This window comes from Heyndrickxia vini, from assembly GCF_016772275.1.
Classification (GTDB): Bacteria; Bacillota; Bacilli; order Bacillales; family Bacillaceae_C; genus Heyndrickxia; species Heyndrickxia vini.
On the sequence record NZ_CP065425.1, the window covers coordinates 3,335,119 to 3,361,182 of the forward strand.

A 26,064-nucleotide genomic window follows, 5' to 3' on the forward strand; every position below is an offset into this window, starting at 1 on the left:
TGAAACCTATAACTGAACTTCTCGTTTTGTTATCAATGATTTTTCTATAGCATGTAATAGTTTTAAGGTATATAAAACGTCTTCTAAAGGGACTATGCGGTTCTTTTGGTTGTTTTCTATACAGTCCACAAAATAGGATAATTCATTTTGGAATGCATCGCCTTTTTCTATTTTGATTGGCGTCTTTTTCTGATTGGAATAATATATAAACTGATGATTACTTTCATTAATATTTTCAATATTATCGCCGGCATTTACATTTAGCTCTAATGTGCTTTCACTCGTTTGTGCTCTAAATGACATTGTAAATGGATATCCTATTGGCATTCTTTGTGAAGCTTCTACAAATGCTTTACTTTTATTCTTAAATAAAATGGTCGTCATGATATGGTCCCACGCACCATATTTGTTTTTATTTCCAACAGCGTACACTGTATCAACCTCACCAAGTAGATAATAGAGGAAATCGATATCATGTATGTGGAGATCATACAATGCTCCACCGCTTATTTCAGGGTGCTGAAACCAGCTGCTCCAATTAGGAGCCTGACCTAATCGTTTGGCATGGATAATCTCTATATCTTTTAATCTGTCATTTTCGCTAAACGATTTAATTACCTTATATTCCGGCCAGAATCGTAGGACATGCCCAACAAATAGCCTTACATTATTTTTATTCACAGCATCAATTATTCGATTGGCTGATTCTATCGATAATGTTAATGGTTTTTCACAAATGATACTTTTTCCGGCATTTGCTGCTCGTAAAATATATTCTTCATGTAAATAGGTTGGTAGGCATATATCGATGATGTCTATGTCTTTATCATTTAATAATTCTTCATAAGCAGTAACAAAAGAACCGTTATAAATGATCTCCCGATCTATTACTTTATTACTCGTACATATAGACGTTACCTGACAATGATCAATTTTCCCGTACGCTTCCAAATGAGTTTTGCCGATAAAACCTAAACCAACAAGGCCGATGTTCTTCATCCCTACCTCCATGTATCGATTATTTCTAAAAGATAGTAGTAAGAACGTTTGACACACTCGAACGGTTGTAACATGACACCCCTCCCTCAGGTGTAATTGATTACATGGTGAATCAATGACTTTATTACAACTGAAATAATCATTGTTTACATATAGTATGTAATCCGTTACAAAAATAGTATAAAAATCCTTTGAAAGTTCATTACTTTTTGACTAGGCTCTATTCCTTACATGCTAGTATTTTCTCAATTACTTTCAGTGTGGCAAGAGCATGGCTGCCTGTTACGGGTGGTTCTTTATCATGAATAATGGAATCAATGAAGGCATCGATGACACCACTCTTAGTTTGATGATCATTTGTTTGAATGTTCCCTAACTCATACTTGATCACTTCTCCATCCTTCGTTTCGATAATTAGCTGATTTACTGAATGGTGATAGATTTTGATAATCCCCTTCTGACAGTAAATGGTCGTTGAATTATCTTCTGAACCATAGTAGGTCCATGAAAACGAGGCGGTTCCTAATCGACCTTTTTTCGTCTTTAATGCACATACGACATTGTCGCAAACTTCAATTGGTTGTCCGTTTTCATCGACTTTGTCCAGTGCACCGAGAAAAGCATGAACATCTTCCACTTCATCGTCCAATAAGTAATGAATTAAATCGATTTTATGAATTCCTAGATCACCTGCTACGCCAGAGTGGGAGCGGTTTTTCTTAAAAAACCATGTGGCATTCGATTTATTCACTCCCCAGCTTTCTGGTCCTTGGTGACCAAATGCCGTTTTAAAAGTTAGTACCTCACCTAATTCCTTTTTTTCGATAATTTCCTTCGCTTTTTGATGGGCTTTCGCAAATCGTTGATTATGATCAACCATTAATTTCTTACCGGATTTCCGCTGGGCTTCCAGAATAATTTCTGCACATTCGACATTGATCGCTAGTGGCTTTTCACAAAGAACATGCTTCCCGTTTAACAAAGCATTAGAGGAATATATATGATGGGCATCGTTGGAAGAACAATCACTAATCGCTGTAATCGTTGGATCTTTGTACAGTTCCCCTACCGTTTTGACTGCACGCCCAGTAAATTCCTTTGCAAGCGCCTCTGCCCTATCTGGATTACGATCAAAGAAAACAATTTCATCCACATGTGGATTGGCTTTATACTCAGGTGCATGACGAAATTTTGTTATTGAACCACATCCTATGATGCCAACTTTTATTCCCAAGGATGATGCCCTCCTACGAAAAAATTCACATTTTTACTATCCCATTGTTGATTCGCGAATGATTAATTCATGATCCAAAACAATGCTTTCCACTTTGTTTCCTTTAATCCGATTTATTAACATGTTTGCTGCGGTACATCCCATTTTATACATCGGCTGAGCAATCGTCGTAAGGGTTGGATTTGTCATATTGGAGAAGCTGATTTTATCAAAACCTACGACAGCGATATCGCCAGGTACTTTCAAACCACTTACATTTATTTCCTTCAGCGCCCCAATGGCTAATGTATCGGAAACGGCAAAAACAGCTGATGGTTTTTCCCGTAATTGCAGAAGCATTCTCATTGCATGGACACCATTTTCAAAATCAAGCTGTTCACAGTTGTACATCCATTCATTACGAAACGGAAGATGAAACTCGTTTAATGCCCGCTCATATCCCTTTCTGCGCTGGCGGGTGTAAAGGTATTTTTCATCAGAATTAATGAGCGCAATGTTTTCATTTCCTAATTTAATCAAATGTTTCACTGCGTGGTAGGCAGCCAATTCGTTATCAATCGTAACGTACGGAATTGTCCCGTCTTCGTCGTACTCACTGCATTGAATAACTGGATGACTTTCAGCTAATTCATTTAGTTTTTGCATATTAACAGTTGGATCCATTGATATAAGACCATCGGCAAGTTTATTTTTTACCATGTTAAAATAAATATTTTCTCTTTGCGGGTTTGAATCCGTTTCGCAAAGAAGGAAATTGTAATTATTTATGATTGCAATATTTTCAATGCCTTTAATAATTTCTGTGTAAAAGGGATTTGAAATACTAGGAATCAAAACGAGTAAAAGACGACTTTCGGAGTTTCTTAGATTTCTTCCTAACATGCTCGGTTCATAGTTAAGTTCTTTTATTGCATTTTCAACCTTAAGCCTCGTTTTTGGCCTTACGGATGCCCTGTTATTAAGCACCCTGGATACCGTTGCAACGGAAACACCTGCTTTTTGCGCTACTTGTTGGATATTTGCCATGAGGCTTTCCCACTTTCGTCTTTTGATAATCACTTGTAATCGATTACATTAGTAATTCATATTATGAAATGAGATGAATTATTCACTAATAATAAATTCATTCAGTTCCTAATGGTGATTCGTTCATATTAGAAGGGTGTAATGGATTACATTTTTTCTAATCCCCCCCAGATCTGTCGGCGATAAGTGGTGGACATAACGTAAAATGGGCCAGTTTTTTACATTTAATTTTCTATTATGGGTACTTTAAATGATAAGCTTACGAAAACACAATGAGGTGATAGTTTGACTAAATTAAAACTTACATCTTCCGAAATTGGAACACTGTGGGGAGAGTATATCAATGGTACAATGACAGATGTGGTTAATAGATACATGGTTACAATCATTGAGGATGAGTCAATAAAGGCTATTTTTCACGATGCGATTAAGACGTTCGGTAAACAAAAGGAACAAATCGTAGCTTTCATTAAGGATGAGGGGTTTCCAGTTCCTATTGGATTTACTGACTCCGACATGTTTCATGATAAAGAAAGATTATTCACAGATATATTTAGTCTAAATTACTTACATATAATGACATTGCATGGATTGTTAGGCCACAACACTTCATTAGCAGTTTCTGTTAGAAAAGACTTAAGAGATTTTTACGATTCTTGTGAAAACGAAGCAAAAAGAATGTATCATCAAACAATTGAGTTATTGCTTGAAAAGGGAAGTTTCCAAAGGGACCCGTTATTTTATCCTGCTAAGAATCCTGAGTACGTTTCTAGCAAAGATTTTTCGGATGGTTTTTTCGGAAAAGGAAGACGTTTAGCTGCTACAGAGATTATCAGTATTTCTTTAAACCTTAAAAAAAGTATTATGGCTAAAACTCTTTCGATAGCATTCAGTCAAGTCGCCCAAACGAAAGAAGTAAGAAAGTTTCTCACGGATTCTGAGGTAACCGCTGATGGTCAAATAAAAACATTTGCAAAAATCATGCAAGCGGATAACCTACCAGTTCCGAAATCTTGGGAAACAGAAGTGACAACTTCTACGGATTCTCCGTTCTCCGATAAGTTAATGTTGTATCATATCGGGTTCCTTTTCCAAGCTGCACAAAATTACCATGGAGCGGGTCTTGCTTCAGCTATGCGAACAGACCTTGTTGCCGCTTACGAGAGTACCATTTTAAAAAATCTATTGGTAACGAAGAAATGGTTTAATATCATGGTGCAAAATAAATGGTTAGAACAACCACCACTTGCACCTAATAGAAAAGAAATTGCAAAAGAAAAGTAGTAAAGACGGATTTTGTCCTGCCAGGCTCACATATTATTTGATATTCATGTAAAACTAGTGGGATTTAATTTTCAATCAGCTATCTAAACTTCCCCCTGATTGTATAACTGTAACATTCAGGGAGAAGTTTATTTTAATTTATTTACCTACAAACAACAATTTTGGACCACCTGCGATTATTGACTGTTTACTTTTTACTGTGATGACTACTTTTCCACCCGCTGGCACTGTTATTGTTCGATCTACCCACTGAGCCAACCCACTCGTTATTACTGCTTTTTTCTTATCATATACGACATAATTATAGTCGGCTTTAAGATCTCCTACTATTTTTACAGCACCTGTTTGCTTACTCGTATTGATAAGCTGATAGGTTTTCCCTTTAGTGATTGTGGATCTAACGAACGCTGGTGTTTTACTTACTTTTCCTTGAAACAAGTTCTTTGGACCGCCTGCTTTTATCGACGCCTTGCTTTGCACGGTAATGACTACTTTTCCACCTGCTGGTACGGTTATTGTTCGATCTACCCACTGGACGATCTGGCTTGTTACTACTGCTTTTTTCTTGTCGTATACAACATAATCATAGTCGGCTTTAAGATCTCCTACTATTTTTACAGCGCCAGTTTGCTTACTCGTATTGATAAACTCATAGCTTTTTCCTTTAGCAATTGTGCTTCTGACAAACGCTGGTGTTTTACTTACTTTTCCTTGAAACAAGTTCTTTGAACCGCCTGCTTTTATCGACGTCTTGCTTTGTACGGTAATGACCACTTTGCCACCTGCTGGCACTGTTATTGTTCGATCTACCCACTGCACGATCTGGCTTGTTACTACTGCTTTTTTCTTATCGTATACGACATAATCGTAGTCGGATTTAAGATCTCCTACTATTTTTACAGTGCCGGTTTGCTTACTCGTGTTTACCAGCTCATAGCTTTTTCCTTTAGTAATTGTGCTTCTGACAAACGCTGGTGTTTTACTTGCTTTTCCTTGAAACAAGTTCTTTGGACCGCCTGCTTTTATTGACGTCTTGCTTTGTACGGTAATGACCACTTTGCCACCTGCTGGCACTGTTATTGTTCGATCTACCCACTGCACGATCTGACTTGTTACTACTGCTTTTTTCTTGTCGTATACGACATAATCATAGTCAGCTTTAAGATTTCCTACTATTTTTACAGCGCCGGTTTGCTTACTCGTGTTTACCAGCTCATAGCTTTTTCCTTTAGTAATTGTGCTTCTGACAAACGCTGGTGTTTTACTTGCTTTTCCTTGGAACACGTTCTTTGGACCGCCTGCTTTTATTGACGTCTTGCTTTGTACGGTAATGACTGCCTTTCCACCTGCTGGTACTGTTATTGTTCGATCCACCCATTGCACAATCTGGCTTGTTACTACTGCTTTTTTCTTATCGTATACAACATAATCATAGTCAGCTTTAAGATTTCCTACTATTTTTATAGAACCTGTTTTCTTACTTTTATTAAAAAATTCATAACTAGTTCCTTTAGAAATTGTTTTCGAAGTAAACGCGCCACTGGTAGTCGAATTCACTTTGTGCATTGAAGCGTAACTATTGTTGAAAGAAAAAAATATACAAAAAAGCGCTACTAGTAAAATAGAAAACTTACGGATACTTTTCATAATCATCATCTCCAAAAAGTAATTTATTATACAATTTTAAGTAGATAGCAAACTAGTTTTCTCTTAGTTTATCGCACCAGACTCCCTCCTTGTATTACCTATATAGGAAAATAATAGCATAATTATATCCTAACAGAAATGATACGAAGGGATTAGTTGAACTTTGACTTGGCACCAAAACTATCATTGTCATTATTCTAGACAATCATTCCCGCAATAGTTGTTTCTTACTCCAACTTCTTCTCAAAACAATTACATTCATGAACCCTCTTAAATTGTTCCTTTATCTTTTCCTTTTCTTTACCTACATAATGAGCGAAGGTTTGAACAGGATATAAATCCGATTGCTCTGATTTTATTACCCCATTCAACTCCGTTTCACCATTAATAAACACGTGTAAATACGAATCTACTTTTGAAAATTGGTTGTTTTTATACCAATTATTTACCCATTCGTCATCCCTCGTCCATGCCTCAAGACGATTTAACCCCTTTTCTTTCGCTATTTTTTCCGCTTTAGATAACAGTTGACTTCCAATTCCTCTTCTCCGATAATCAGGATGAACCGCTATATGCCAAATCATTCCGCCCAATCCATTTCCCCTTGAGCAGACAGTTCTCTCTTCTACTTCATATTCAATATCTATTAAACCGATAACCTGATGATCTTCTACAGCTACTAGTTCAATAGCCGGATTTTCATATTGTTCTTTTTCTCTTAAAACATTGTCATAATAAGCACTATCCAAAAACGATAATACCCTACAACGGGTCCATCCAATTTCATCTTCAAAACGATAAGCTCTAATTTCCATATTTTCCTCCCACTCGTTTCTCATTTTCATAAACACGCTTGGTCTGCAGGTGTACCGCAGTTTCTATCGGTTCGCTTTTTCCCCTCTAGGTACGATGGCTTTTCCTTTTCTCACTCTATCGTTCCGCTTTCGGCTATTCCGATACCATAGATGCTGAGGGGGCTTCGCTTTCGGTTCGCTTTTTCTCCTCTAGGTACGATGGCTTTTCCTTTTCTCACTAAATCGTTCCTCTTTCGGCTATTCCGATACCATAGATGCTATGGAAGCTTCACTTTCGGTTCGCTTTTTCTCCTGTAGGTACGATAGCTTTTCCTTTTCTCACTCTATCGTTCCTCTTTCGGCTATTCCGATACCATAGATGCTGAGGGGGCTTCACTATCGGTTCGCTTTTTCCCCTCTAGGTACGATGGCTTTTCCTTTTCTCACTCTATCGTCCCGCTTTCGGTTATTCCGATACCATAGACGCGTAGGGGGTTTTGCTACCGTCCCGCTTCCAACTCACAATAAGTTATTCACCAGCCCCTTATGCACCACCATGTATTTTCACAAATCGATACTTCATATCCCTCCAATAATATATAGAAAAGACGCTCTTTTGAGAGCGTCTTTTCAAACCGAACATATGTTCTTTTTGTAAGTTCTTTAAATATAAAAGTAAGTTCCCTTAATTTTCATACTATTATTATAAATTAAATAAATATATAAGTCTATATTTATTTAAAATGTTATTTTATATTTTAATAACCAGCTGGGAAATCGTGTTAATCATTTAGGTGCCTCTATTTTAAGTAAGGAGGATACCCATTATATGAGTAATGGAATATAGAAGCAGAATGTTCTTATTTAGTAATTAAGGGAGAGGATATGGTGAGTTCTGTTAATGTAAAACAAAGGGAAGACACTTTAACATTCTTGCAACTTTTTAAAAAGTCACCTCATTTTGCAGCCTTGTTATTTGGACAGATTTTTTCATATTTAGGAAGCTCGATTACAAATGTAATCATGCCTATTGTGGTTTTGCAGGAAACAAAATCGGCAGCAATGATGGGGACAGTCATGGCGGTTTATATGGTTCCGTTTATTTTGCTCCTGCCATTTTCAGGCGTTCTCGTTGATAAAATGAATAAAGTAAAAATAATGCTATTTGTTGATTTGGTGCGCTTCGCTTTGATACTTACTTTAGCCACTATTTCGTTTTTGAATCAGTTAAGTATGACGATATTATTTATTATCATGTTTTTAATGGGCATCATGGAAAGCCTTTTCCAGCCAGCACACTCAGGCGTAAGGGCAAAAATTTTCACAAAAGAGATTCGCAATGCAGCAAATTCTCTCACACAAGTAATGATGCAAGGATTGAAATTATTTGGACCGATCATCGGTGGTGTTATTGTTTCATCATTTTCAGCAGCATGGGGATTCGGAATAGATGCTGCTACTTACATCATTTCATTTCTTTTTTTGTTATCACTAAGAAGGTTAAGTTTTCAAAGTAACACTATCAATACCTCCCCTAAACGTTCAATAAAACAAGATTTACTTGAGGGAATCGAAGTGATCAGGCAACAGTCATGGCTGTGGATAACCATTCTTGCCTTTTCGGTGATAAATATTTTTTGGGGTGGAATTATGAAGGTTTTGCTCCCCTGGTTAATCAATGTCCATTATCAGTTCGATCCTACCGTGTTCGGACTCGTTATTTCCGCTTCCGGTGCTGGAGGAATTGTTTGTGGAATTATATTCGGTTTGCGAAAACAATGGAATAAACGAGGGATTTTAACCTATATAAGTGTGGCATTAAGCGGTTTATCACTTTTGTTATTACCAGCCGTAGCGAGTATTCCTTTCATCATGTTTTTGATGTTTTTGAACGGTGCCTGCAATATGTTTTTCGGCCTTATTTGGGAAACAAGTCTCCAAGAACTTGTGCCTGAAGAAAAATTCGGCAGAGTTGCAAGTTTAGATATGCTAGGTTCCTTTGCTTTATTGCCGGTTGGTTATCTTTTAACTGGCTGGGCAGCAGAAGGAATTGGCGAAATTACGACACTCCTCACTTTTAGTTCAATCATTGTGTTGATTGCCGTATTGGTTCTTTTTCATAAGAGGATTCGAGCATTTAATTAAAAAAGCGGACAACGTTTAGATTCGTTGTCCCAAAAAAAAGCAGTGATTTCCTTATTTTTCGTGAATAACGGAATCACTGTCCACTAAATTTTTTAACATTCCTTCGGACATTGCTCAAGATTTTCGTTAGACAAAATTTCGATTGCCTTTCTTATATTAGATACGTTTATATAAATGATATTGTTTTCCCCCACATAAAAGGATTTAAGCTTTGTCTTGCACCAAAGACTGCCAATTACTCGATTGTATCCCCCAGGAATTCCCGCAGGTATGGTAGAAAGTGCAATCACTTTTTCCTCTTTAAATCGAACTTGTAAAGATTTAAGGGTTTTTACCACTACGGAAAGATCTTCTGCACTTTCCGATTCAGATGAGCCTACTACGAGTCTAACAAAATTAGCATTTCTAGCATCTTTAGTAGTAAAAAAGGCAGCAATGTTAACCGAATTCTCAGCTATCCCGCTCAAAATACAGCTGAGGGTTACATCATCGACCATGAACGTAAACTGTGTTCTTAATTTAATTCCCGGTTGACTTACCTGTGAATGATTCATATTCTCCACATCCTTAAATATTCTTTCCCATTAGGATATGTTGAAAAATGAAATTCGGATTGTACCTTGGACTAAAACAGGGAAGTGGATTCTTTTTTTGATCATTTAATCCAAAAGAAATTTTTAAAAAAATCCAACCAATCAATAGATTACTATGTTTACTACATAAATTTACTTAAATCCGGATAACCACTAACAGCCCATGCGCCATCAACTATTAGACTAGCACCATTTACATATGAAGCATCTTCGCTAACAAGAAATAATGCAGGACCTGCCATTTCATCTGGATTACCTGCACGTCGCATCGGTATACGTTCCATGTATGCATCATTTATTGCTTCAACATTTGTTAACCCACTTGTTAATGGAGTAGCGACCAATCCAGGTAGTATAGTATTTACACGAATATTGTGCTGTGCAAGTTCTAAAGCAGCATTTTTCGTTAACATTTCAACACCAGCTTTTGCAGATGAGTATGCCGCTCCGTAGAACATTGGTACATGAGCATTTAGCGAAGCTACATTTACAATAGCTCCTCCCCCATGTTCTTTCATATACTTAGCTTCGTGTTTTAAAGATAAAAATACACCTTTTAAGCATAAGTCTACTGTAAAATCCCAGTCTTCTTCACTTTGATCGACTATTGCACCAGCTTTTGATGCTCCCGCAACATTAAATGCATAATCAAGTCCTCCAAACGCATCAACTGTTTTCTGCACAAGAGTTTCAATATCCTCTTCCTTTGTTACATTGGTTACACAACCAATTACTTTCCCTTTATGAGCCGCTTCCATTTCTTTTAATTTTTCACGATTCAAATCTGCAACAGCCACTTTCACATTAGCGTTTAGTAAGCGTTGAACAATGGCATATCCGATCCCTGACGCACCGCCTGTCACGATTGCTATTTTACCTGATAAATTCCCCATTTTTTAATCCCCCTTAATTGTCGAATGGTTTTAATTACTTGAAGTTTTAACTAATATTTTCGCTTGTTTTTTATCGTTGATTAATTGATTAAATCCTTCCTCGACAATGTCTTTAAGGTCAATTTTTTTAGTAATTACTGATTTTACATCTAATCTTCCTGTCGCAATCATATCAATCACTTCCGGGAATACATGTCGATAGGCAAGTGTTGAAGTGATATCTGCCGCTTTAAACATTAATTGTCCCATATTTATTGCAACTGGTTTTGCAAATACAGCAATCGCCATAACTTGTCCACCTTGTTTAACCGAAGCAACCGCATTTGTCATCGTTGGCTGCACTCCCGCACATTCATACGCAACGCTGACACCACCATTTGTTAATTGATGAATCGTTTCAACAATATCACTACGCATTCCATTAATAATCGTAGTTGCACCTAATTCTTTCGCTTTTTCAAGTCGTTCCTCTGATAAGTCAACGACAATGATTTTTGTTGCTCCTGCTGCTTTAGCTGATAATAACGTTAATAATCCGATTGGTCCCGCTCCAAAAATAGCTACTGAATCCCCAGGTTTGAGCTTACTTTCTCTAACAGCATAAAAAGAAACAGCTGTCGGCTCAACTAACGCTCCTTCTTCGAAAGAAACATGATCTGGAAGAACATGAACCATATTCTCATCAACAATTACATATTCTGCAAAACCACCATCACGATTCAATCCGACAAACCCCACTTTGTTGCATTGGTTATAATATCCTCTTTTACAAGCATAACATTCGCCGCAATATATTAATGGTTCGATAGCAACTCTTTCACCTGCATGATGGCTTGTCACATCATCAGCTACCTCAACGATGGTTCCTGAAAATTCATGTCCAAGTGTAAGTGGTGGTTTTTGTCCGCTAATTGGATGCGGTTCTGAAGATAAACCATGCGAATAAGCATGAAGATCACTTCCGCAAATACCAGCCCATTCAACTTTCACTTTTATTTGACCTGATGTAACTTTTGGCTCTTGTACTTGTTCTACACGTACATCATTAATATTATGCCAAACTGCTGCTTTCATTTTTATCATCTCCATTAACTTTCTATAGAATTATTATAACAGTTTGACTAGTTAAGTTATAGTTAATATAATTTAACTTTAATTAACTATTACTTAAGGATATGATTTCATGAACATTGAACAACTCACTTATATTGTTGAAGTTGCAAAAACAAAATCGTTAGCAAAAGCAGCGGAAATTTTAAATATTAGTCAATCAGGATTAAGCCAAGCAATCTCACGCTTAGAGTCTGAGCTTAATATAAAATTATTTATTCGGAGCAGAACGGGAGCTGTCACTACTAAGGAAGGAGATGCAATAATAGAAAAAGCGCAAGATGCACTTTATGCCTTATATCAGATTAAGGCTGAAGCTAAACACCAATTAAACAACATAAACGACTTGCTTAGAATATCTGCGATCCCCGGTTTAGCAGGTCCCATTATCGACACTTATATTTTATTGAAACAAAAGGAATCTACCTTAAAAATTGAAGTCAACGAAAAAGCAAGTATGGAAATTATTGAAGATATTAAGGATGATAAAACTGATATTGGTTTTATAGCAATTAATAAAGCAAGTATCGATCTCGTTTCTGATCTTCATTTTATACCTGTAATGAATGGGAAAATTTCGGTATATACATCAATAGATTCACCTTTAGCAAATACCATGGAAAGGATGACAGTTGATCTATTAAAGACACAAAAATTTGTTTTATATAAAGATGAATATGTACAAAACTTCATTAATAATTTCCAAAGATTATACGGCCCAATTGATGTTTTCTTTAAAACTACTAACTTAGATGTGATTACTAAAGCAGTAATGGAACTTGGAGCAGTGACGATTGGCCATGATATTTCCGCAGTTTTCAACCACAGCTTTCCTTCTGATACAGTAAAGGCAATAGAAATTGCAGATTTAAGTGACACATCGTTTCGATTCGGCTGGCTAAAAAAACACGATAATAAACTATCTAATGAGGCTAAACACTATATTGAAGAGGTTAACAAAATGTTGTGGAGGCAGCAATAGAGGAAAACACGAGGAGATTTCTCTTATGGCTTCAAATAGGTAGAACCCACTCGCCTGGTAAAAGTGCTTTAATGCAAATCCTTCATCACAATTTGCATGGAGTTATAGTAAAATAACAGGTAGTACTAACTTTTTTTACCACTATTATCTTAAAAGACGAAAGAGGGAGTTCACCTTGCCGGATTGGTCATATCAAACGATATTCAAGCCTCTTCTACAAAAGCTTCCACCTTCCTTTAGTCGAGAGTGTATTCACCGTGGAATGAGCATAGTATCATCCACATTAATTGGGGAAGCATTTATAGAATTTCTTGGCCACATGGCACCTTCTAAAAAACTAGAGAAGCATGTATTTGGGGTACAGTTTCCATCTTCAGTTGGATTAAGTGGCAAAATTGATCCGAAATTATCCGGACTAAAAGCTTTTCAAAATCTCGGTTTTGGTTTTATGGAAATTGGCCCAGTTTCAATTCTGGGTTCATCAGAGAAAGAAGCACTACAGATTGATCAAAAAAAGGAACAAATTTCGGGATATAGCGAAAGGATACCGCTATCAAAAGTCAAAGAGAAACTCGCCTCTTTGAAAAAAAAGAAAGTACCATTTTTTATAAGGGTAGAGGGAACGCTCCAAGAATCAAAGCAGATTTGTGAAGAGCTCGATCCTTTTAGTGATGGATTCATTATAAACAGTCATACTTTTCATTCGGTTAATGAATACATTTTTTTACGTGAGCAAATAAATAAACCTATTTTATTAGCTTATTCAGCCGAAAGTTTTACTGACAGTAATAACCTAGAAAACTACCATCCAGATGGAATATTACTTGAAGAAAGCCATTCACTTGATAGGCTACAGCATGCACTTATTGCTATAAAGAAAGTACATAAGGACATACCAATTATCACTTCGGGTGGAGTAAGAGAACCAGCAGATGCTATCAGATTACTAGATAGTGGAGCTTCCCTTATTTTGCTGGGATTTGAATACGTGTTTACCGGACCCGGTCTCCCTAAGAGAATTAATGAAGCTTGCGACAATAGATTTCCGAAGGAACCTGTGAAGGTTGAAGGATGGATTTGGTATTGGTTGTTTGGTTTGGCGATTACAGTAGCCGGTTTTATCGCTCTGTTTTTTAGTATGACGAGGATTATTCTTCCATATGATGAATCTTTTTTAGACATCTTTAGAAATGATATTTTACGTTTCAATCCCGCCATTTTATACTTTATGGCACATGACCGGATGACACTTTCAGGAACGATGATTTCAGGTGGATTTATTTACATGCAGCTTGCAAGGCATGGAATCAGATATGGCGTTCATTGGGCAAGAAAAGCGGTAAATATAGCAGGGCTGGTTGGTTTTCTTGGTATCTTCTTATTTATCGGTTACGGTTATTTCGATTGGCTTCATGGATTGTTTTGGCTTATATTATTACCTTTATTTATTATTGGATATGTAAAATCTAGAAATGCAACAGAAGCATCATCTAGTACTAACCTTTTCAATCATCAATACTGGAAGTTGAGTTTAATCGGGCAACTATCTTTTGTCCTATTAGGCGCTTCATTAGCTCTTGGAGGTGTTGTCATTTCTTTCATTGGTGCATCAAGTGTCTTTGTACCAACGGATCTTACCTACTTATGTCTATCTCCAGAAGCGCTGAATGAATTTAATGACCGCTTAATCCCTGTTATTGCGCATGACCGGGCCGGATTTGGAAGTGCCCTACTAAGTGTAGGTTTACTCGTAATGATGCTTGCCTTATGGGGAATTCGCGAGGGAGAAAGATGGGTTTGGTGGAGTTTCACAATTGGTGCCATTCCAGCTTTTTCAGCGGGAATTGTCACTCATTTTATTATCGCATATACTGATTTTGTTCACTTATTACCTGCCTATTTTGCAGTATTTCTATACTTAGTAGGTGTCGTTTGTACAGCACCATTTTTATTAAAAAGAAATTGAGAAAGCGCAAGGTCGTTCTCTTCCTTCGTTAAAGAGGAAGAGCTCCCACTTGCGCTTTAAATCATAGAATTTTAATCTCACACTAATAAAAACGCATCATTTCAAGATTACCTTCCGCCTCAAATACTCGTGCTTTAATCAGAAGCTTTAGTTGATATTCGAACGTACATTGTTTTTTTCTAAGCGTAAATTTTCACCCTTTTTCCGGGACACTGAATGTGCAAGGGCATCCGGAAGGACCATCAATGCCGGTACAAAAATAGGAAGTAATATAAAGCAAAGTACAATTAAGCCTGTAATAACTGCTATGGCTAATTCAGATAAGAGTACCATTCCCGAAGGCATAAGTGTAGCAAAGGTTCCACCAAGTATGATAACTGCTGATATAATTACTCCGCCAATCTGCTTAGACGCTAACACAATTGCCTCTTTAGTCGTCATATGAGGGTATTCCTTAAAGCGCATCATTAAGAATATGCTATAGTCTACTCCTAAAGCTACAATGATAATAAAGGAGAAGAATGGGACAAAGGAAGAAAGACCTTCATACCCCTGCAAATCTATGAAAATATAGTTTGTAATGAACATAGCCGCATAGTATGCTCCAACAAGTGATGCTGTAATGAAAACCGGTGTCCAGAAAGATCGTATAACAACGAACAATACAATTAATACGCCTATTATGACGATGATTGTTGTCTTATTTAAATCTCTTGACAATACATCATTCATATCTTTAGTTGTGGCACTTGATCCAGATGTGCCACTTTTGGCACCAGAAAGCAGTGTGCCTTTTAGTCCATCGGAAACCGTCGTATTAATTTTCTCAATCGTATTTAAAGCTTCAGTAGAATATGGATCATCGTTAAGTATCACGATCATTTTCGTGATTTTTCGATCTTTCGTCATGAAAGCATCTAATGATTTTTTGAAATCCTTATTCGTCAAAGCTTCCTTTGGAATAAAGAATGTTTTATTCGAATTAAGTTGAGTTAAATAACCATTCGTTTGTCCAAGACCGTTAGAGATTTCTTTTAACCCATCATTTACATCTGTTAAATTTTCCCCAAAGACGTTGAACCCATTGAGTCCATCTACAAGCTGCTGTTGACCCGTTTTCATCTGCCCAAGCCCATCATTTACCGTATTCATATTTGTTGCGATTGTACCGATTCCTGATGATGCCTTTCCAAGTCCATCTTTCAGTTTTTTCAACCCATCTGACATTTGAGATAAGCCACTGCTCATACTAGCAAGATTTTTATTTGCTGTAGCAAAACCGGCAGTTACTGTATTGTAATTATCGTTTAATGCTTTTATGCTTTTAGGTGTAATTGGACTTAAAGACGAGGATAACTGGTCGATTGTTTGCTTTAATCCTTGGTAATTAGCATCACTCTGCACATTCGGATAACTTTTTCCTAATGCAGTCACCATTGATTGCATTTGCGAAAGTGCACCTTTCACACCAAGAAGTGCCTGTGCTGCTTCTTGATAGTGGGTACCCATCTCCTTATAACCGGCTTGCATCTTTCTATAATTTTCAGCTAACACATCTACTCCACTGCTCATTTTTGAAAGATTCGATTCTATCGTAGCTAAACCGCCTGCTATCGTTTGCGGATTACTTGATCCATCATCAATACCAGCTTGGATTTGTTTCAGTCCTTTGGTTAGAGCACTCACTCCATCCTGGAGCTTAGCCGTCCCATCAACCATTTGGTTTACTTTAGAAAAGTCTGCTGATCCGAGCTTTTCTTGCGCTTCCTTCAATCCATCATGTATTTGATCCACACCGTCTTGAGTTTGTGATACGCCGTCTGTAACAGACTCCATTTGTCTATCAACGTAAAAATCGTCAATTATCTCCCCTTGAGGCTGTGTGACCGAAGAAACCTGTTTCACTCCTTTAAGACCTTTGAGTCTTTCTGTTACATTATCTATAACTGCAAGCGACTCATTATTATCAAGCGCTTTGTCATTTTCAATAACGACTGTTGCAGGCATGGACTGTCCTTTTCCAAAATGATCGGAAATCAAATTAATTGCTTTGGAAGAAGGATATTTATTTCCAAGTTCCCCAACGGTATCAAAGTTTAGCTTTTCTTGATGAAAATATACCATTGGCCCTATGATTAGTAAGATAATAATTGTGATTATTATCGGATGCTTAGTAGCTAACGAGGATGTTTTTCCCCAGAATTTGTTTTCTTTGTGACCACCAACATTTTTGGAAGGCCAGAAAAGCTTATTGCCTAACACTTTCATAATGAAAGGGGTTAATGTCAAAATTTCAAGTAATAGGATGGTTACACCAATAACTACAACAACACCGGATTTATAAATTGGCGATTCGGAAAAAACAAGCGCAAGGAAAGCAATAAATACAGTGAGTATACTATATGCAATTGTTTTTCCTGCCGTTTTATACGTATTAATAATCGAGTCATCTACCGAATGTCCATGTGATAATTCTTCCTTAAATCGATTAAAAAGCAGGATATTGTAATCCGTACCTACACCAAAGAGAATAAGGACTAAAAGCATTTGGGTAAGGCTTGTTATCGGGAAATTTGCCTTATCAATTAATTGGGCCGCGATTCCCATGGAAACAAGATAGGAAAAGGCAACAGCTACTAAGGATATTAAAGGAGTAACAACTGACCTAAAGGCAATGATCAGCACTACTAGAATAAAGATGACTGTTAATGCAGCACTCTTCTCCACACCTGCTTGAGATGCTTTTAGATAATCATTATTAATAAAATCTTCACCGCTAAGATAATATTCAACAGGTACATCCTTAAGTTTGCTATTAAACTGTTTTTGTATATCGTCTATTTCTCTATCTTTTTTATCAAGTTTGTAGCTTACCATTAAGGTCGTACCATCTTTAGAAACTAAAGTGCTTTTTGCATCAGGCATACTGAAAGGATCAATCATGTCGGTAATCCCAAGCTCTTGACGACTATCATTAAGTGACTTTACTGCATCACCAATTTTTTTCATTTCATCATTTGAAATTTTATTTTTATCGTAAAAAACGATAAGGTTATTGGTCCCCTTCGTAGTATCCATTTTTTTCAGGATATTATCTGCTATCACTGAAGGACTATTAGCACTTGTTCCTTCCTGCCCTTTTTGCCGCAATATTGCATTGATATCTGGCTGAATGATTGTTAGCAATATAGTTGCAATCAGCCATATTGCAATTATGGCCCAACGGCCCTTAATAATTTTGCTCACTTTGTATCCTCCGATTTCATTTTATATAGTATCTCCCATGTTTGGCTTTTCCAAGAACAACACATCAAAGAAATCATAGTTATCCATTCCATCTGCCTTCATTTTTTCCTTAACAGCTGAAACTAACAATCCCATTCCCTTTTCCACAATCTCCTGTTCATCCGGGCTCAAAAGACTTAGTGCACCGATTAATGACATATTTGCAATTTCAGAGATGCTTCCGTTAATGCCTTCCGCAAGTTCAGGTGACAAGGAAATATCCACTAAACGTTTATCCTTTGCATTAGGTGTTTTCACGAGAAACCCTTTTGAAGTAAGTCTTTCAACAATATCTGAAACCGTACTTTGTGTCATTTTAAGATTTTGAGAGAGTTGTTTAATGCTTACAGTATTATGGGCAAACACATCGCCAATAACTCTTACTTGAGGAATGGTCACGCCATGCTCCTCCGCCGTTTTCTGAAGACTTTTCATCAGATAGCGATGTAAAAAATCAATTGATTCACGAATAAAATCTGCTTTATCCATTTTATTTATCCTCCCTTCAAAAAACATCGTATGCGATACATCGGATACGATTAATTATTATGGATACATGGTACTTTTGTCAATGTGGAAATGAGTTTTTATTTTTAGTGATCTCCTTCTATTTCATTCTGAAAAAATAATGGGATTTTTAACCCTTTATAACGTAAAATGAACATGTAGGGAATCAATTTTGAAAAGGGGCGTTCCAAATGATTATCGTAACAACAGAGAAAATTGCTAATCATAAAGTTACCGAAGTGAAGGGTCCAGTATTTGGGTTAACTGTTCGAGCAAGGGGTATCGGGAAAGATATCGTTGCTTCGTTGAAAGGTCTTGTAGGCGGAGAAATTAATCAGTATACGGAAATGTTGGAGGATGCCAGAAAGCAAGCGATCGATCGCATGGTGGAAAACGCCAGAGCAATGGGCGCGAACGCGATCATTATGATGCGCTTTGACTCTGGTGAAATCGGCCAAAATATGAGTGAAATCGTTGCGTATGGAACAGCCGTTATTGTAGAAGAAGAATAAGTCGATGGAATGGGTTTTCGGCTTTTACGGTATTCAATTCATTGTTCTCCTTATTTTAATTTTCGGCTCTTGGTTCATTTGGGATCGTCGCTTCAAAACAAAGCACGGTCAACAAGTACCTAAAGGATTCGTCCGAACAAATGAGGTTTCAATCGACCCAACCACAAAGAAAAGATTAGTCGTTTATTTTAATCCAGAAACTGGGGAACGATTTTATAAAGAAGAATAAAGATCTAAAAGGCTGCCGGAAGTTGGCAGCCTGAACAGAACTACTTGTTATTTTTCATTATCTGAATCAGCGATTTTTTCATCAATAGTTACTTTTTCTTCTTTCCACCAAATTGCCTCTTGTGGATTCTCTAAAATATCTGCAATTTCATGTTTCTCTTCTACTGCCGGAGCAGAACCTCTTAGCGCTTTCCCCGTCGTTTCTTTCACAAAAATCATTGTCAAAATACCAATTAAACAAGCAGCCATAATATAATAAGCTGGAACCATTGGGTTATTTGTCACTTTTATAAGCCACGCCATAACCAATGGCGTTGTTCCACCAAATAAGGAAACCGAAATATTAAAAGTAATGGCAAGGGCGACATATCTTACTTCTGTAAAAAATAAGGAAGGCAGCATAGACGGCATGGTTGCTTCGAATGTAGCTAAAAGAATAGCTAATATCATTAGTCCAAAAAACACGGTCGTATAACTTCCACTTCCGATCATCTTGAATGCTGGGATGGACAGAATAACTATACCTATTAATCCACTTAAAATAATGCGTTTATTCCCCACTCGGTCACTGATATAGCCCATAAATAAAACGATCGGAATCATGATAAACATAATAATCAAAATGAACAAAAGACCAACTGTTTCTCCATAACCTAACACAACATTTAAATAAGACGGCATATATGATAGCAACATGTAGTCGACAACATTAAAAAATAAAACTAAAACTACACCTTTAAGCAGTTGCGGCCAATGATATACAAAAACTTTTTTTATTAAGCCTTTTTCTTTTTCTTTGTCTTTCCCTTCATTCATTGCTTCAAAGACAGGGGATTCCTCTAAATTATTTCTCAAATAAAGACCTATCAGTCCCATCGGAGCAGCAATAAAAAACGGGATACGCCATCCCCAATCAAGCATCTTATCTGGTCCAAGTATATAACTCAGAATCGTCACAATAGCGGATCCACCGATGTATCCAACTAATGTTCCCACTTCTAAACCGCTTGAAAAGAAGCCTCTTTTTTTATCGGGAGAGGATTCAGCGATAAAAGTCATGGCACCCGAATATTCACCGCCCGCGGAAAATCCCTGAACCAGTCTGGCTAAAAGCAAAAGAATTGGAGCCAAATTTCCAATCTTTGCATAGCTCGGAATCAAACCCATACATAGAGTAGAAAAAGACATTAACACTAAAGTGATCGTTAATATCTTTTTTCTTCCTAACTTATCACCCAACATACCAAAAAACATTCCGCCAATAGGACGAACGAGAAATGCTACAGCAAAAGTAGCAAATGAAAATACTAATTGTAACGAACCAGCTGTGCCCGAAAAAAACACCTTTCCTATCGTTACAGCTAAATAAGAGTAAATTCCAAAATCAAACCACTCCATCGCATTTCCAAGGGCAGTAGCCACCACCGCTTTTTTTGCCGCTTTTGTATCAACAACCGTAATATCATCCTTTTTTAGTCTTCTTTTAGGATTTTTTTTAACCCCCGGAATTTTGCTCAATTGCTTCACCTATATTCTTATAAAAATTATAATTTATTGTTATTTTGAACTGACTTCATTATTTCTATTCCTTCGAAAACTAGACAGCTGTCTCACCTTTACATTCCAGTGAAATGTAAGGCGCCATGCTACAACAACAACGTTTCCAAAAGAAAAAAAACAGTAAGAGTTCATTAATAATGACTCCAACTGCTAGGTTTAATTTTTCTCCATTTTCGGTATTAAAGTAAATGGTTGTAATTCCTTAACTCCGATTGATAATAAGTTCACTGTGTTCTTATTGATTGTTTCCGCTTAATATTGATAAATGTAACTTTCAAAATGAGTTTCACATGATAAATTTTATCCTTTGCCAATGAAAAAGCCGAAGATACATTTACTCTTCAGCCCACACCCATTTATATAAATTTTATTTTCAAATTCACTGTTCAATAAAGGTGACATGAAAGTCTTTTCCTAATTCTTCTTTTACTCTTTCTGCTAATAAACCGCCTATTTTATTATGCTCCTCCATTGATACTTGTTTATAGGCGAGAACCCAATTAATTAATTCCTTTTTTAATTCGTCTGATATTGAAAAATCATCAATGTCTAGGTTATAACCACATTCACTACACTATAATGGGTCAGCACTAAAATCAGCTTCCATTTTTAATGAGGAGTGTTTACAGTTTCCTTTTTTTTCTTTATTTTGCAGCCATTTAAAAATATTCATCTCGATCATCCTTTTTTACTACTTCCGCTTTGTCACATTGAAAACAACTATTCATTTTTAGTTTTTCTACGAAAGTGAGGAGTCATCCCATCCAAAAGGGAAGAACTAGAATAGGCAACAACCGTTTAGGTTAGTTGCCTTCTTCTCATAAGTAGAAACCGGTTTTTACAATTTGTGGATAGTAAGATCATAATCTTACTTTACTTTCACTTTGATTGTTTTTGCATTTTTTGCTTTATCTTTTGCAATTATCGTTAATGTTGTTCCTTTTTTCTGTTGTTTAATTTTTATTTTATATACACCTTTTTTATTTGCTTTTGCCTTGCCCAATAATTTTTTTCCCTTTTTCACTTCAACTGAAGCTGAGGCCTCCGTTTTTCCGGTAATTGTTTTCGTTTTTGATGTTATCTTATTCACCTTTAATGTTTTCGGAGGGGTTTTATCACTTACTGTAAGTGTAACCACTTCACTTTTATAACCAGAATATACTTGATATGCAGTTACTTTCGTTCCCGCCTTTAAAGGTTTTATCTTGACGGAAAATTTACTATCACAAACAAGTGTACCGTTATTTAATGGTTTCTTATTTGCAAATAGGTATACCTTTGAATTTGTAACGGCACTTCCGGTTATTTTAGTATCTCGGTCACTTATAGATTTTACTTTCGGTGCATAAACCTCTGGACGAAAAGAAGTACTTAATATATAAGGTACATTTATTGAGTTTTCCGAATTAAATGCAGTAATATAGTAAATTCCACTAGTAACATTGTACTCGGATATTGTTCCACTATCTTCATACTGCATTGCGGCCTTCTCTTGAAGATTTCCATTCTCATCGTGTAAAATGGCTGAAGCGAGAGTGTAATTGCTCTTACCAGCCGTTGTCTTAACTTTAAGAAGACCATCAGATTTGATCACAACTTTATAAACATCAACATCAGTATAACTGCTGTCATATGTTCCTACTACATATGTTTTTAGGGGTAGATCATTTGCGGTTTCAAACGTATTATTAGGTTCTTTTTCAAAGAGATAATCTCCTAAAAGTTTGTGTTCTCCATCATTTGAAACAGTATTTCCAGCTAATTTTTTCAATAAATCCCCTTTTGATCCATTTATTACATTGTAATTAAGTGCTTCTTTACCTGTGTCGCTTTTTATCGTTTGATTGGTCGATTCAGCATTGACGTTCACTTTGAAAAAAAGTGTAGAGCAAAGCGCAAATACTACTAATAAGCTTATAATCCTCTTTTTCAAAAGATTCCCCTCCAAATATTTTTTTATATTGACTCCTGATTGGGTCTTCTTAGTTGTCGTCAATAATTATTTTACCACATTTCTCCTTTCTAAATTTTGCAAAGTTCAATTAAATCTTATTTTAATTCTTTAGTATTGCCTTTCACTACTGAAAACTGAAGACTTTTCTGCTTAATGAAATTTTAGAAAAACGCATTTTTTTCTCAGAAATTGCGTGTATGTTGATGTCTTTTTGAGCAAAAAAAAAGATCATCAAAATAAGTGGATATTTTCCGGTTATACAGCAGAATAGAGCTTGTTTTGTGGGAAATAAGCGGATGTTTTCCGATTACGCAAAGCAAAATTATTTATTTTCACGTTTTTTAAGTGAATGGTCGGAAAACTTACGGCTATATTAGGTATTTTCAGTGCTATTTCATAATTAAGGGAAATTTCTCCGCTTATCAAACTCGAATTAGCGCCTAATGAACTTGTACAACTCCTCTTATAGCACACAAAGCTTGGGAAAAATCCCAAGCTTTGTGTGCTAATTTAATTATTAAAGAGCCACGGACAATTACATGACCTACAAACCAGGAAAGGCAATTGTTTTTGTGTATTATATTTAAAGATTTGTGTTTCCTACCCTAACTGGCGTTTAAATTGTTTACTAGCAAAGAAGTAAGCGATGACCATAACGCCGACACACCAGATAAGTGCAATCCAAATATCGTTCCCTACTGACCCTTTATATAAAAGGGCACGAATCGTATTCACAATGGAAGTCACGGGCTGATTCTCAGCGAATACACGAACAATTTTAGGCATGGTTTCTGTGGGAACAAAGGCCGAACTGATAAAAGGCAAGAAAATCAGTGGGTATGAATAGGCTGTCGCTCCTTCCATAGACTTCGCTGTCAAGCCGGGAATAACCGCCAACCATGTTAACGCCAGAGTAAACAGCCCGAGTATTCCGGCAACAATAAGCCAATCTAGGATATCCGCGCTAGATCGGAACCCCATTAAGAGTGCGACAAGGAAAACGACCACGAGAGTAAGCCCATTGGAAACAATCGAAGTCAGCACGTGAGCCCACAATATTGACGAACGCTTAATAGGCATCGTAATGAAACGGGCCATTAACCCGCTCTTTACATCTGTAAACAACCGCAAAGAAGTGTATGCGACACCGGAAGCGATAGTAATCAGCAAGATTCCCGGCAATAAATAATTAACATAGTTTTCCGTGCCCGTCTTTATCGCGCCGCCAAATACGTAGACAAATAGCAGCATCATCATAATCGGAGTAATCGCCACCGTGATAATTGTATCCGGGCTGCGCATGATGTTACGCATTAAACGACCTAGTAATACTCCTGTTCTGTTTTTCATTTACTTCTCCTCCTTTTGGCCAATAATTGCGAGGAAAATTTCCTCCAATGTCGGCTGCTTCTCAATGTACTCGACTTTCGTTGGCGGGAACATCTCTTTAAGTTCGGTAAGAGTACCAGTCGTGATGATTTTCCCGCCATGCAGGATGGCAATACGGTCCGCAAGTTGTTCGGCTTCTTCCAGGTACTGAGTCGTCAACATAATTGTCGTGCCGCCATCGGCAAGCTCCTTGACTGTATTCCAGACTTCAATCCGCGCTTCAGGATCAAGCCCTGTCGTCGGTTCATCGAGAAAAATGACTGCTGGCATCCCGATCAGGCTCATGGCGATGTCAAGCCGGCGCTTCATCCCGCCGGAATATTGGTCTGACCGGCGGTTGGCCGCTTCACTCAGACTAAACCTTGCAAGCAGATTGTCGGCGACCTCGGCGGGATTGGAAACTCCCCGCAACTTACCGATCATTATCAAGTTTTCCCGACCAGTGTGCATGCCGTCTAATGATGCAAACTGCCCTGTCAGGCTGATGCTCTGGCGAACTTGATCTGGTTGACGTTGGACGTCAAAACCGCAAATACTTACTTCACCGCCATCGGGCTTCATCAGCGTTGAAAGGATGTTGACTGCCGTCGTCTTACCGGCACCATTTGAGCCTAGCAGGGCGAAAATTTCGCCACGCCGAACATCAAAATCCACCCCCTTTAGGACTTCCTTGTCTTTAAAAGATTTCTTTAACCCATTTACCGAAATCGCTGCATTGTTCATGCTTTTTTCCTCCCTATAAAATGTATTACGGAGCTAGATTGCCTATATTCTCCTATTTATTCCGAATAGTAATCAGTACAACTTAGTACTAAGTTAAAAATATAACTGAACAGTTTGTTTTCAAAAAATCTGTTCAGTTGGGTTGTTCAAAGCTTATTTTTTCTTACCCACACGATTCAGAATGCTTTTGTTCAAATTATTGCGTAACTTATCATCCCAACTTTTCGCTTGATCGATAAGTCCAGTGGCGAATGCTGTCACGTCTTCACCTGTCACTTCCAAAACTTCTTTGCCATTTGCCGCACCAGTTTCAAACAAATCAATGAGATCATACTGAATTCTCAACATATCCATTCCGTTACCAGATGCGAAATTCCACATATAGTTGCAGATCTTTTTATAGGTTTCTGGGTAGTCGCCTGGCAAAGATTCCACACGCGCCATCATTTCTTTGTATTCTTTTTTGTCTTCAAGTATCTTTTTGATGAAATTTACCATGTTATTTAACCTCCTGCATTATTTTTTATTCGTCCATCTTTTCACTTGCTGTTCAACCCTACTCTCAATTTCTTTTTTTAAATCTACGTTCCTTCCTAATATGCTCTCCGATTCTCCATCGAGTTTTGAGAGAGCCATCAATTCGTCGGCAAATGCCGCCACATCTTCACCAGTAACATCTAGTACATGCTTGCCTTCTGCTGCACTAGCTTCAAACAATTCATACAAATTGAAAATTTCTTCTCCAAACCCATATCCGAAATTCCACATGTACTTTTGAATCTTTTTGAACACAAAGGCGTAATCTTTCGGTAGAGAATTTACTTTTTTCATAAATGCTTTGTATTCCTTCTTACTTTCTAAATCGCCAATGATTATCTCTATAAATTTCTTCATATTTTTTCTCCCCCTTTTAGGATATTAATTTTTGACGATACAAAGTCCCATTTTTCCCAAAACAATTCAAGTTCCTCACGGCCTGCCTCGTTAAGCGTGTAAAACTTTCGTGGCGGTCCCATATCCGACGGTTTCTTCTCTATGCTTACAAGTTTTTTCTTTTCTAAACGCACGAGGATCGTGTAGACCGTCCCTTCCACTACCTCGGTAAACCCAAGCTCATTCAGGCGGCGGGTAATTTCGTAGCCATAGGTTTCATGCCGGCTGATAATTTCCAAAACGCAGCCTTCCAGCGAACCCTTCAGCATTTCAGTTAAATTTTCCATATTTATAGCCACC

Annotated in this window: 23 protein-coding genes; 6 read left to right on the forward strand and 17 right to left on the reverse strand. The window is 37.2% G+C overall.

Going from position 1 to position 26,064, the window contains the following annotated elements; all coding sequences use genetic code 11:
• Positions 1–6: 6 nt before the first annotated feature.
• The 3 genes from I5776_RS16695 to I5776_RS16705 form a co-directional block, all read right to left on the reverse strand.
• On the reverse strand, positions 7–999 hold the full coding sequence (locus tag I5776_RS16695; protein WP_202777466.1) for a Gfo/Idh/MocA family protein: 993 nt from the start codon (positions 997–999) through the stop codon (positions 7–9).
• 220 nt (positions 1,000–1,219) lie between these two features.
• Positions 1,220–2,233, reverse strand: a complete 1,014-nt coding sequence (locus I5776_RS16700; protein ID WP_202777467.1) for a Gfo/Idh/MocA family protein — start codon at positions 2,231–2,233, stop codon at positions 1,220–1,222.
• 36 nt (positions 2,234–2,269) lie between these two features.
• Positions 2,270–3,259 (reverse strand): LacI family DNA-binding transcriptional regulator, encoded by a 990-nt coding sequence (locus I5776_RS16705; RefSeq protein WP_202777468.1) that lies wholly within the window; start codon positions 3,257–3,259, stop codon positions 2,270–2,272.
• Positions 3,260–3,544: 285 nt separating this feature from the next.
• Here I5776_RS16705 and I5776_RS16710 point away from each other — a divergent pair, with 285 nt between their 5' ends.
• Entirely contained in the window at positions 3,545–4,543 is a 999-nt protein-coding gene (locus I5776_RS16710) for a DUF3231 family protein (RefSeq protein WP_246483824.1), read from the forward strand.
• 138 nt (positions 4,544–4,681) lie between these two features.
• On the opposite strand, the gene I5776_RS16715 is transcribed toward I5776_RS16710, so the two are convergent.
• Both I5776_RS16715 and I5776_RS16720 read right to left on the reverse strand, forming a co-directional pair.
• A complete protein-coding gene (locus tag I5776_RS16715; protein ID WP_202777469.1) occupies positions 4,682–6,190 on the reverse strand; it encodes a hypothetical protein in 1,509 nt (502 codons plus the stop codon).
• A 227-nt stretch (positions 6,191–6,417) separates the two neighbouring features.
• Entirely contained in the window at positions 6,418–7,005 is a 588-nt protein-coding gene (locus tag I5776_RS16720; protein ID WP_246483825.1) for a GNAT family N-acetyltransferase, read from the reverse strand.
• Positions 7,006–7,869: 864 nt separating this feature from the next.
• Here I5776_RS16720 and I5776_RS16725 point away from each other — a divergent pair.
• Positions 7,870–9,129, forward strand: a complete 1,260-nt coding sequence (locus tag I5776_RS16725; protein ID WP_425490288.1) for an MFS transporter — start codon at positions 7,870–7,872, stop codon at positions 9,127–9,129.
• Positions 9,130–9,221: 92 nt separating this feature from the next.
• Here the strand turns inward: I5776_RS16725 and I5776_RS16730 are convergent, their stop codons facing one another.
• From I5776_RS16730 to I5776_RS16740, 3 genes are all read right to left on the reverse strand, one after another.
• The gene (locus I5776_RS16730) at positions 9,222–9,683 is read right to left on the reverse strand and encodes a hypothetical protein (protein ID WP_202777472.1); all 462 of its coding nucleotides are present in this window, start codon (positions 9,681–9,683) and stop codon (positions 9,222–9,224) included.
• Positions 9,684–9,844: 161 nt separating this feature from the next.
• Positions 9,845–10,615, reverse strand: a complete 771-nt coding sequence (locus I5776_RS16735; protein ID WP_202777473.1) for an SDR family NAD(P)-dependent oxidoreductase — start codon at positions 10,613–10,615, stop codon at positions 9,845–9,847.
• 30 nt (positions 10,616–10,645) lie between these two features.
• On the reverse strand, positions 10,646–11,689 hold the full coding sequence (locus I5776_RS16740; RefSeq protein WP_202777474.1) for a 2,3-butanediol dehydrogenase: 1,044 nt from the start codon (positions 11,687–11,689) through the stop codon (positions 10,646–10,648).
• A gap of 109 nt (positions 11,690–11,798) precedes the next feature.
• On the opposite strand from I5776_RS16740, the gene I5776_RS16745 reads away from it, so the two are divergent.
• Positions 11,799–12,707, forward strand: coding sequence for a LysR family transcriptional regulator (locus I5776_RS16745; protein WP_202777475.1), 909 nt, complete (start codon positions 11,799–11,801; stop codon positions 12,705–12,707).
• Between the two features lie 319 nt (positions 12,708–13,026).
• The gene (locus I5776_RS16750; RefSeq protein WP_343066399.1) at positions 13,027–14,673 is read left to right on the forward strand and encodes a beta/alpha barrel domain-containing protein; all 1,647 of its coding nucleotides are present in this window, start codon (positions 13,027–13,029) and stop codon (positions 14,671–14,673) included.
• Positions 14,674–14,820: 147 nt separating this feature from the next.
• Here the strand turns inward: I5776_RS16750 and I5776_RS16755 are convergent, their stop codons facing one another.
• Together I5776_RS16755 and I5776_RS16760 are read right to left on the reverse strand one after the other, a co-directional pair.
• Positions 14,821–17,919, reverse strand: coding sequence for an MMPL family transporter (locus I5776_RS16755; RefSeq protein WP_202777477.1), 3,099 nt, complete (start codon positions 17,917–17,919; stop codon positions 14,821–14,823).
• Positions 17,920–17,940: 21 nt separating this feature from the next.
• Positions 17,941–18,447: a MarR family winged helix-turn-helix transcriptional regulator gene (locus tag I5776_RS16760; RefSeq protein ID WP_202777478.1), complete on the reverse strand. Its 507-nt coding sequence runs from the start codon at positions 18,445–18,447 to the stop codon at positions 17,941–17,943.
• A 209-nt stretch (positions 18,448–18,656) separates the two neighbouring features.
• Here I5776_RS16760 and I5776_RS16765 point away from each other — a divergent pair, with 209 nt between their 5' ends.
• Entirely contained in the window at positions 18,657–18,977 is a 321-nt protein-coding gene (locus I5776_RS16765; protein WP_066231340.1) for a YbjQ family protein, read from the forward strand.
• A 4-nt stretch (positions 18,978–18,981) separates the two neighbouring features.
• Positions 18,982–19,206 (forward strand): hypothetical protein, encoded by a 225-nt coding sequence (locus I5776_RS16770; RefSeq protein ID WP_202777479.1) that lies wholly within the window; start codon positions 18,982–18,984, stop codon positions 19,204–19,206.
• Positions 19,207–19,253: 47 nt separating this feature from the next.
• Here the strand turns inward: I5776_RS16770 and proP are convergent, their stop codons facing one another.
• The 7 genes from proP to I5776_RS16810 form a co-directional block, all read right to left on the reverse strand.
• A complete protein-coding gene (gene proP / locus I5776_RS16775; protein ID WP_202777480.1) occupies positions 19,254–20,723 on the reverse strand; it encodes a glycine betaine/L-proline transporter ProP in 1,470 nt (489 codons plus the stop codon).
• Between the two features lie 910 nt (positions 20,724–21,633).
• Positions 21,634–22,698 carry an Ig-like domain-containing protein gene (locus I5776_RS16785; RefSeq protein WP_202777481.1) on the reverse strand — a complete coding sequence of 355 codons (1,065 nt, stop codon included), beginning with the start codon at positions 22,696–22,698 and terminating at the stop codon, positions 21,634–21,636.
• A 621-nt stretch (positions 22,699–23,319) separates the two neighbouring features.
• Positions 23,320–24,069 carry an ABC transporter permease gene (locus I5776_RS16790; RefSeq protein WP_202777482.1) on the reverse strand — a complete coding sequence of 250 codons (750 nt, stop codon included), beginning with the start codon at positions 24,067–24,069 and terminating at the stop codon, positions 23,320–23,322.
• Positions 24,070–24,831 carry an ABC transporter ATP-binding protein gene (locus I5776_RS16795; protein WP_202777483.1) on the reverse strand — a complete coding sequence of 254 codons (762 nt, stop codon included), beginning with the start codon at positions 24,829–24,831 and terminating at the stop codon, positions 24,070–24,072.
• 153 nt (positions 24,832–24,984) lie between these two features.
• Positions 24,985–25,329, reverse strand: a complete 345-nt coding sequence (locus tag I5776_RS16800; RefSeq protein WP_202777484.1) for a DUF1048 domain-containing protein — start codon at positions 25,327–25,329, stop codon at positions 24,985–24,987.
• Positions 25,330–25,347: 18 nt separating this feature from the next.
• Positions 25,348–25,725 carry a DUF1048 domain-containing protein gene (locus tag I5776_RS16805; protein ID WP_202777485.1) on the reverse strand — a complete coding sequence of 126 codons (378 nt, stop codon included), beginning with the start codon at positions 25,723–25,725 and terminating at the stop codon, positions 25,348–25,350.
• Positions 25,722–26,051 (reverse strand): PadR family transcriptional regulator, encoded by a 330-nt coding sequence (locus tag I5776_RS16810; RefSeq protein ID WP_202777486.1) that lies wholly within the window; start codon positions 26,049–26,051, stop codon positions 25,722–25,724. Before I5776_RS16810 ends, I5776_RS16805 begins: the two co-directional genes overlap by 4 nt.
• Between the last annotated feature and the right edge of the window lie 13 nt (positions 26,052–26,064).

Bases quoted from the DNA above. Each gene is read 5' to 3' on its own strand.
- I5776_RS16695 (WP_202777466.1), bottom strand. From the start codon at position 999: ATGAAGAACATCGGCCTTGTTGGTTTAGGTTTTATCGGCAAAACTCAT.
- I5776_RS16705 (WP_202777468.1), bottom strand. From the start codon at position 3,259: ATGGCAAATATCCAACAAGTAGCGCAAAAAGCAGGTGTTTCCGTTGCA.
- I5776_RS16715 (WP_202777469.1), bottom strand. From the start codon at position 6,190: ATGAAAAGTATCCGTAAGTTTTCTATTTTACTAGTAGCGCTTTTTTGT.
- I5776_RS16720 (WP_246483825.1), bottom strand. From the start codon at position 7,005: ATGGAAATTAGAGCTTATCGTTTTGAAGATGAAATTGGATGGACCCGT.
- I5776_RS16725 (WP_425490288.1), top strand. From the start codon at position 7,870: ATGGTGAGTTCTGTTAATGTAAAACAAAGGGAAGACACTTTAACATTC.
- I5776_RS16730 (WP_202777472.1), bottom strand. From the start codon at position 9,683: ATGAATCATTCACAGGTAAGTCAACCGGGAATTAAATTAAGAACACAG.
- I5776_RS16735 (WP_202777473.1), bottom strand. From the start codon at position 10,615: ATGGGGAATTTATCAGGTAAAATAGCAATCGTGACAGGCGGTGCGTCA.
- I5776_RS16740 (WP_202777474.1), bottom strand. From the start codon at position 11,689: ATGAAAGCAGCAGTTTGGCATAATATTAATGATGTACGTGTAGAACAA.
- I5776_RS16745 (WP_202777475.1), top strand. From the start codon at position 11,799: ATGAACATTGAACAACTCACTTATATTGTTGAAGTTGCAAAAACAAAA.
- I5776_RS16750 (WP_343066399.1), top strand. From the start codon at position 13,027: ATGGCACCTTCTAAAAAACTAGAGAAGCATGTATTTGGGGTACAGTTT.
- I5776_RS16760 (WP_202777478.1), bottom strand. From the start codon at position 18,447: ATGGATAAAGCAGATTTTATTCGTGAATCAATTGATTTTTTACATCGC.
- I5776_RS16765 (WP_066231340.1), top strand. From the start codon at position 18,657: ATGATTATCGTAACAACAGAGAAAATTGCTAATCATAAAGTTACCGAA.
- I5776_RS16770 (WP_202777479.1), top strand. From the start codon at position 18,982: ATGGAATGGGTTTTCGGCTTTTACGGTATTCAATTCATTGTTCTCCTT.
- I5776_RS16790 (WP_202777482.1), bottom strand. From the start codon at position 24,069: ATGAAAAACAGAACAGGAGTATTACTAGGTCGTTTAATGCGTAACATC.
- I5776_RS16795 (WP_202777483.1), bottom strand. From the start codon at position 24,831: ATGAACAATGCAGCGATTTCGGTAAATGGGTTAAAGAAATCTTTTAAA.
- I5776_RS16800 (WP_202777484.1), bottom strand. From the start codon at position 25,329: ATGGTAAATTTCATCAAAAAGATACTTGAAGACAAAAAAGAATACAAA.
- I5776_RS16805 (WP_202777485.1), bottom strand. From the start codon at position 25,725: ATGAAGAAATTTATAGAGATAATCATTGGCGATTTAGAAAGTAAGAAG.
- I5776_RS16810 (WP_202777486.1), bottom strand. From the start codon at position 26,051: ATGGAAAATTTAACTGAAATGCTGAAGGGTTCGCTGGAAGGCTGCGTT.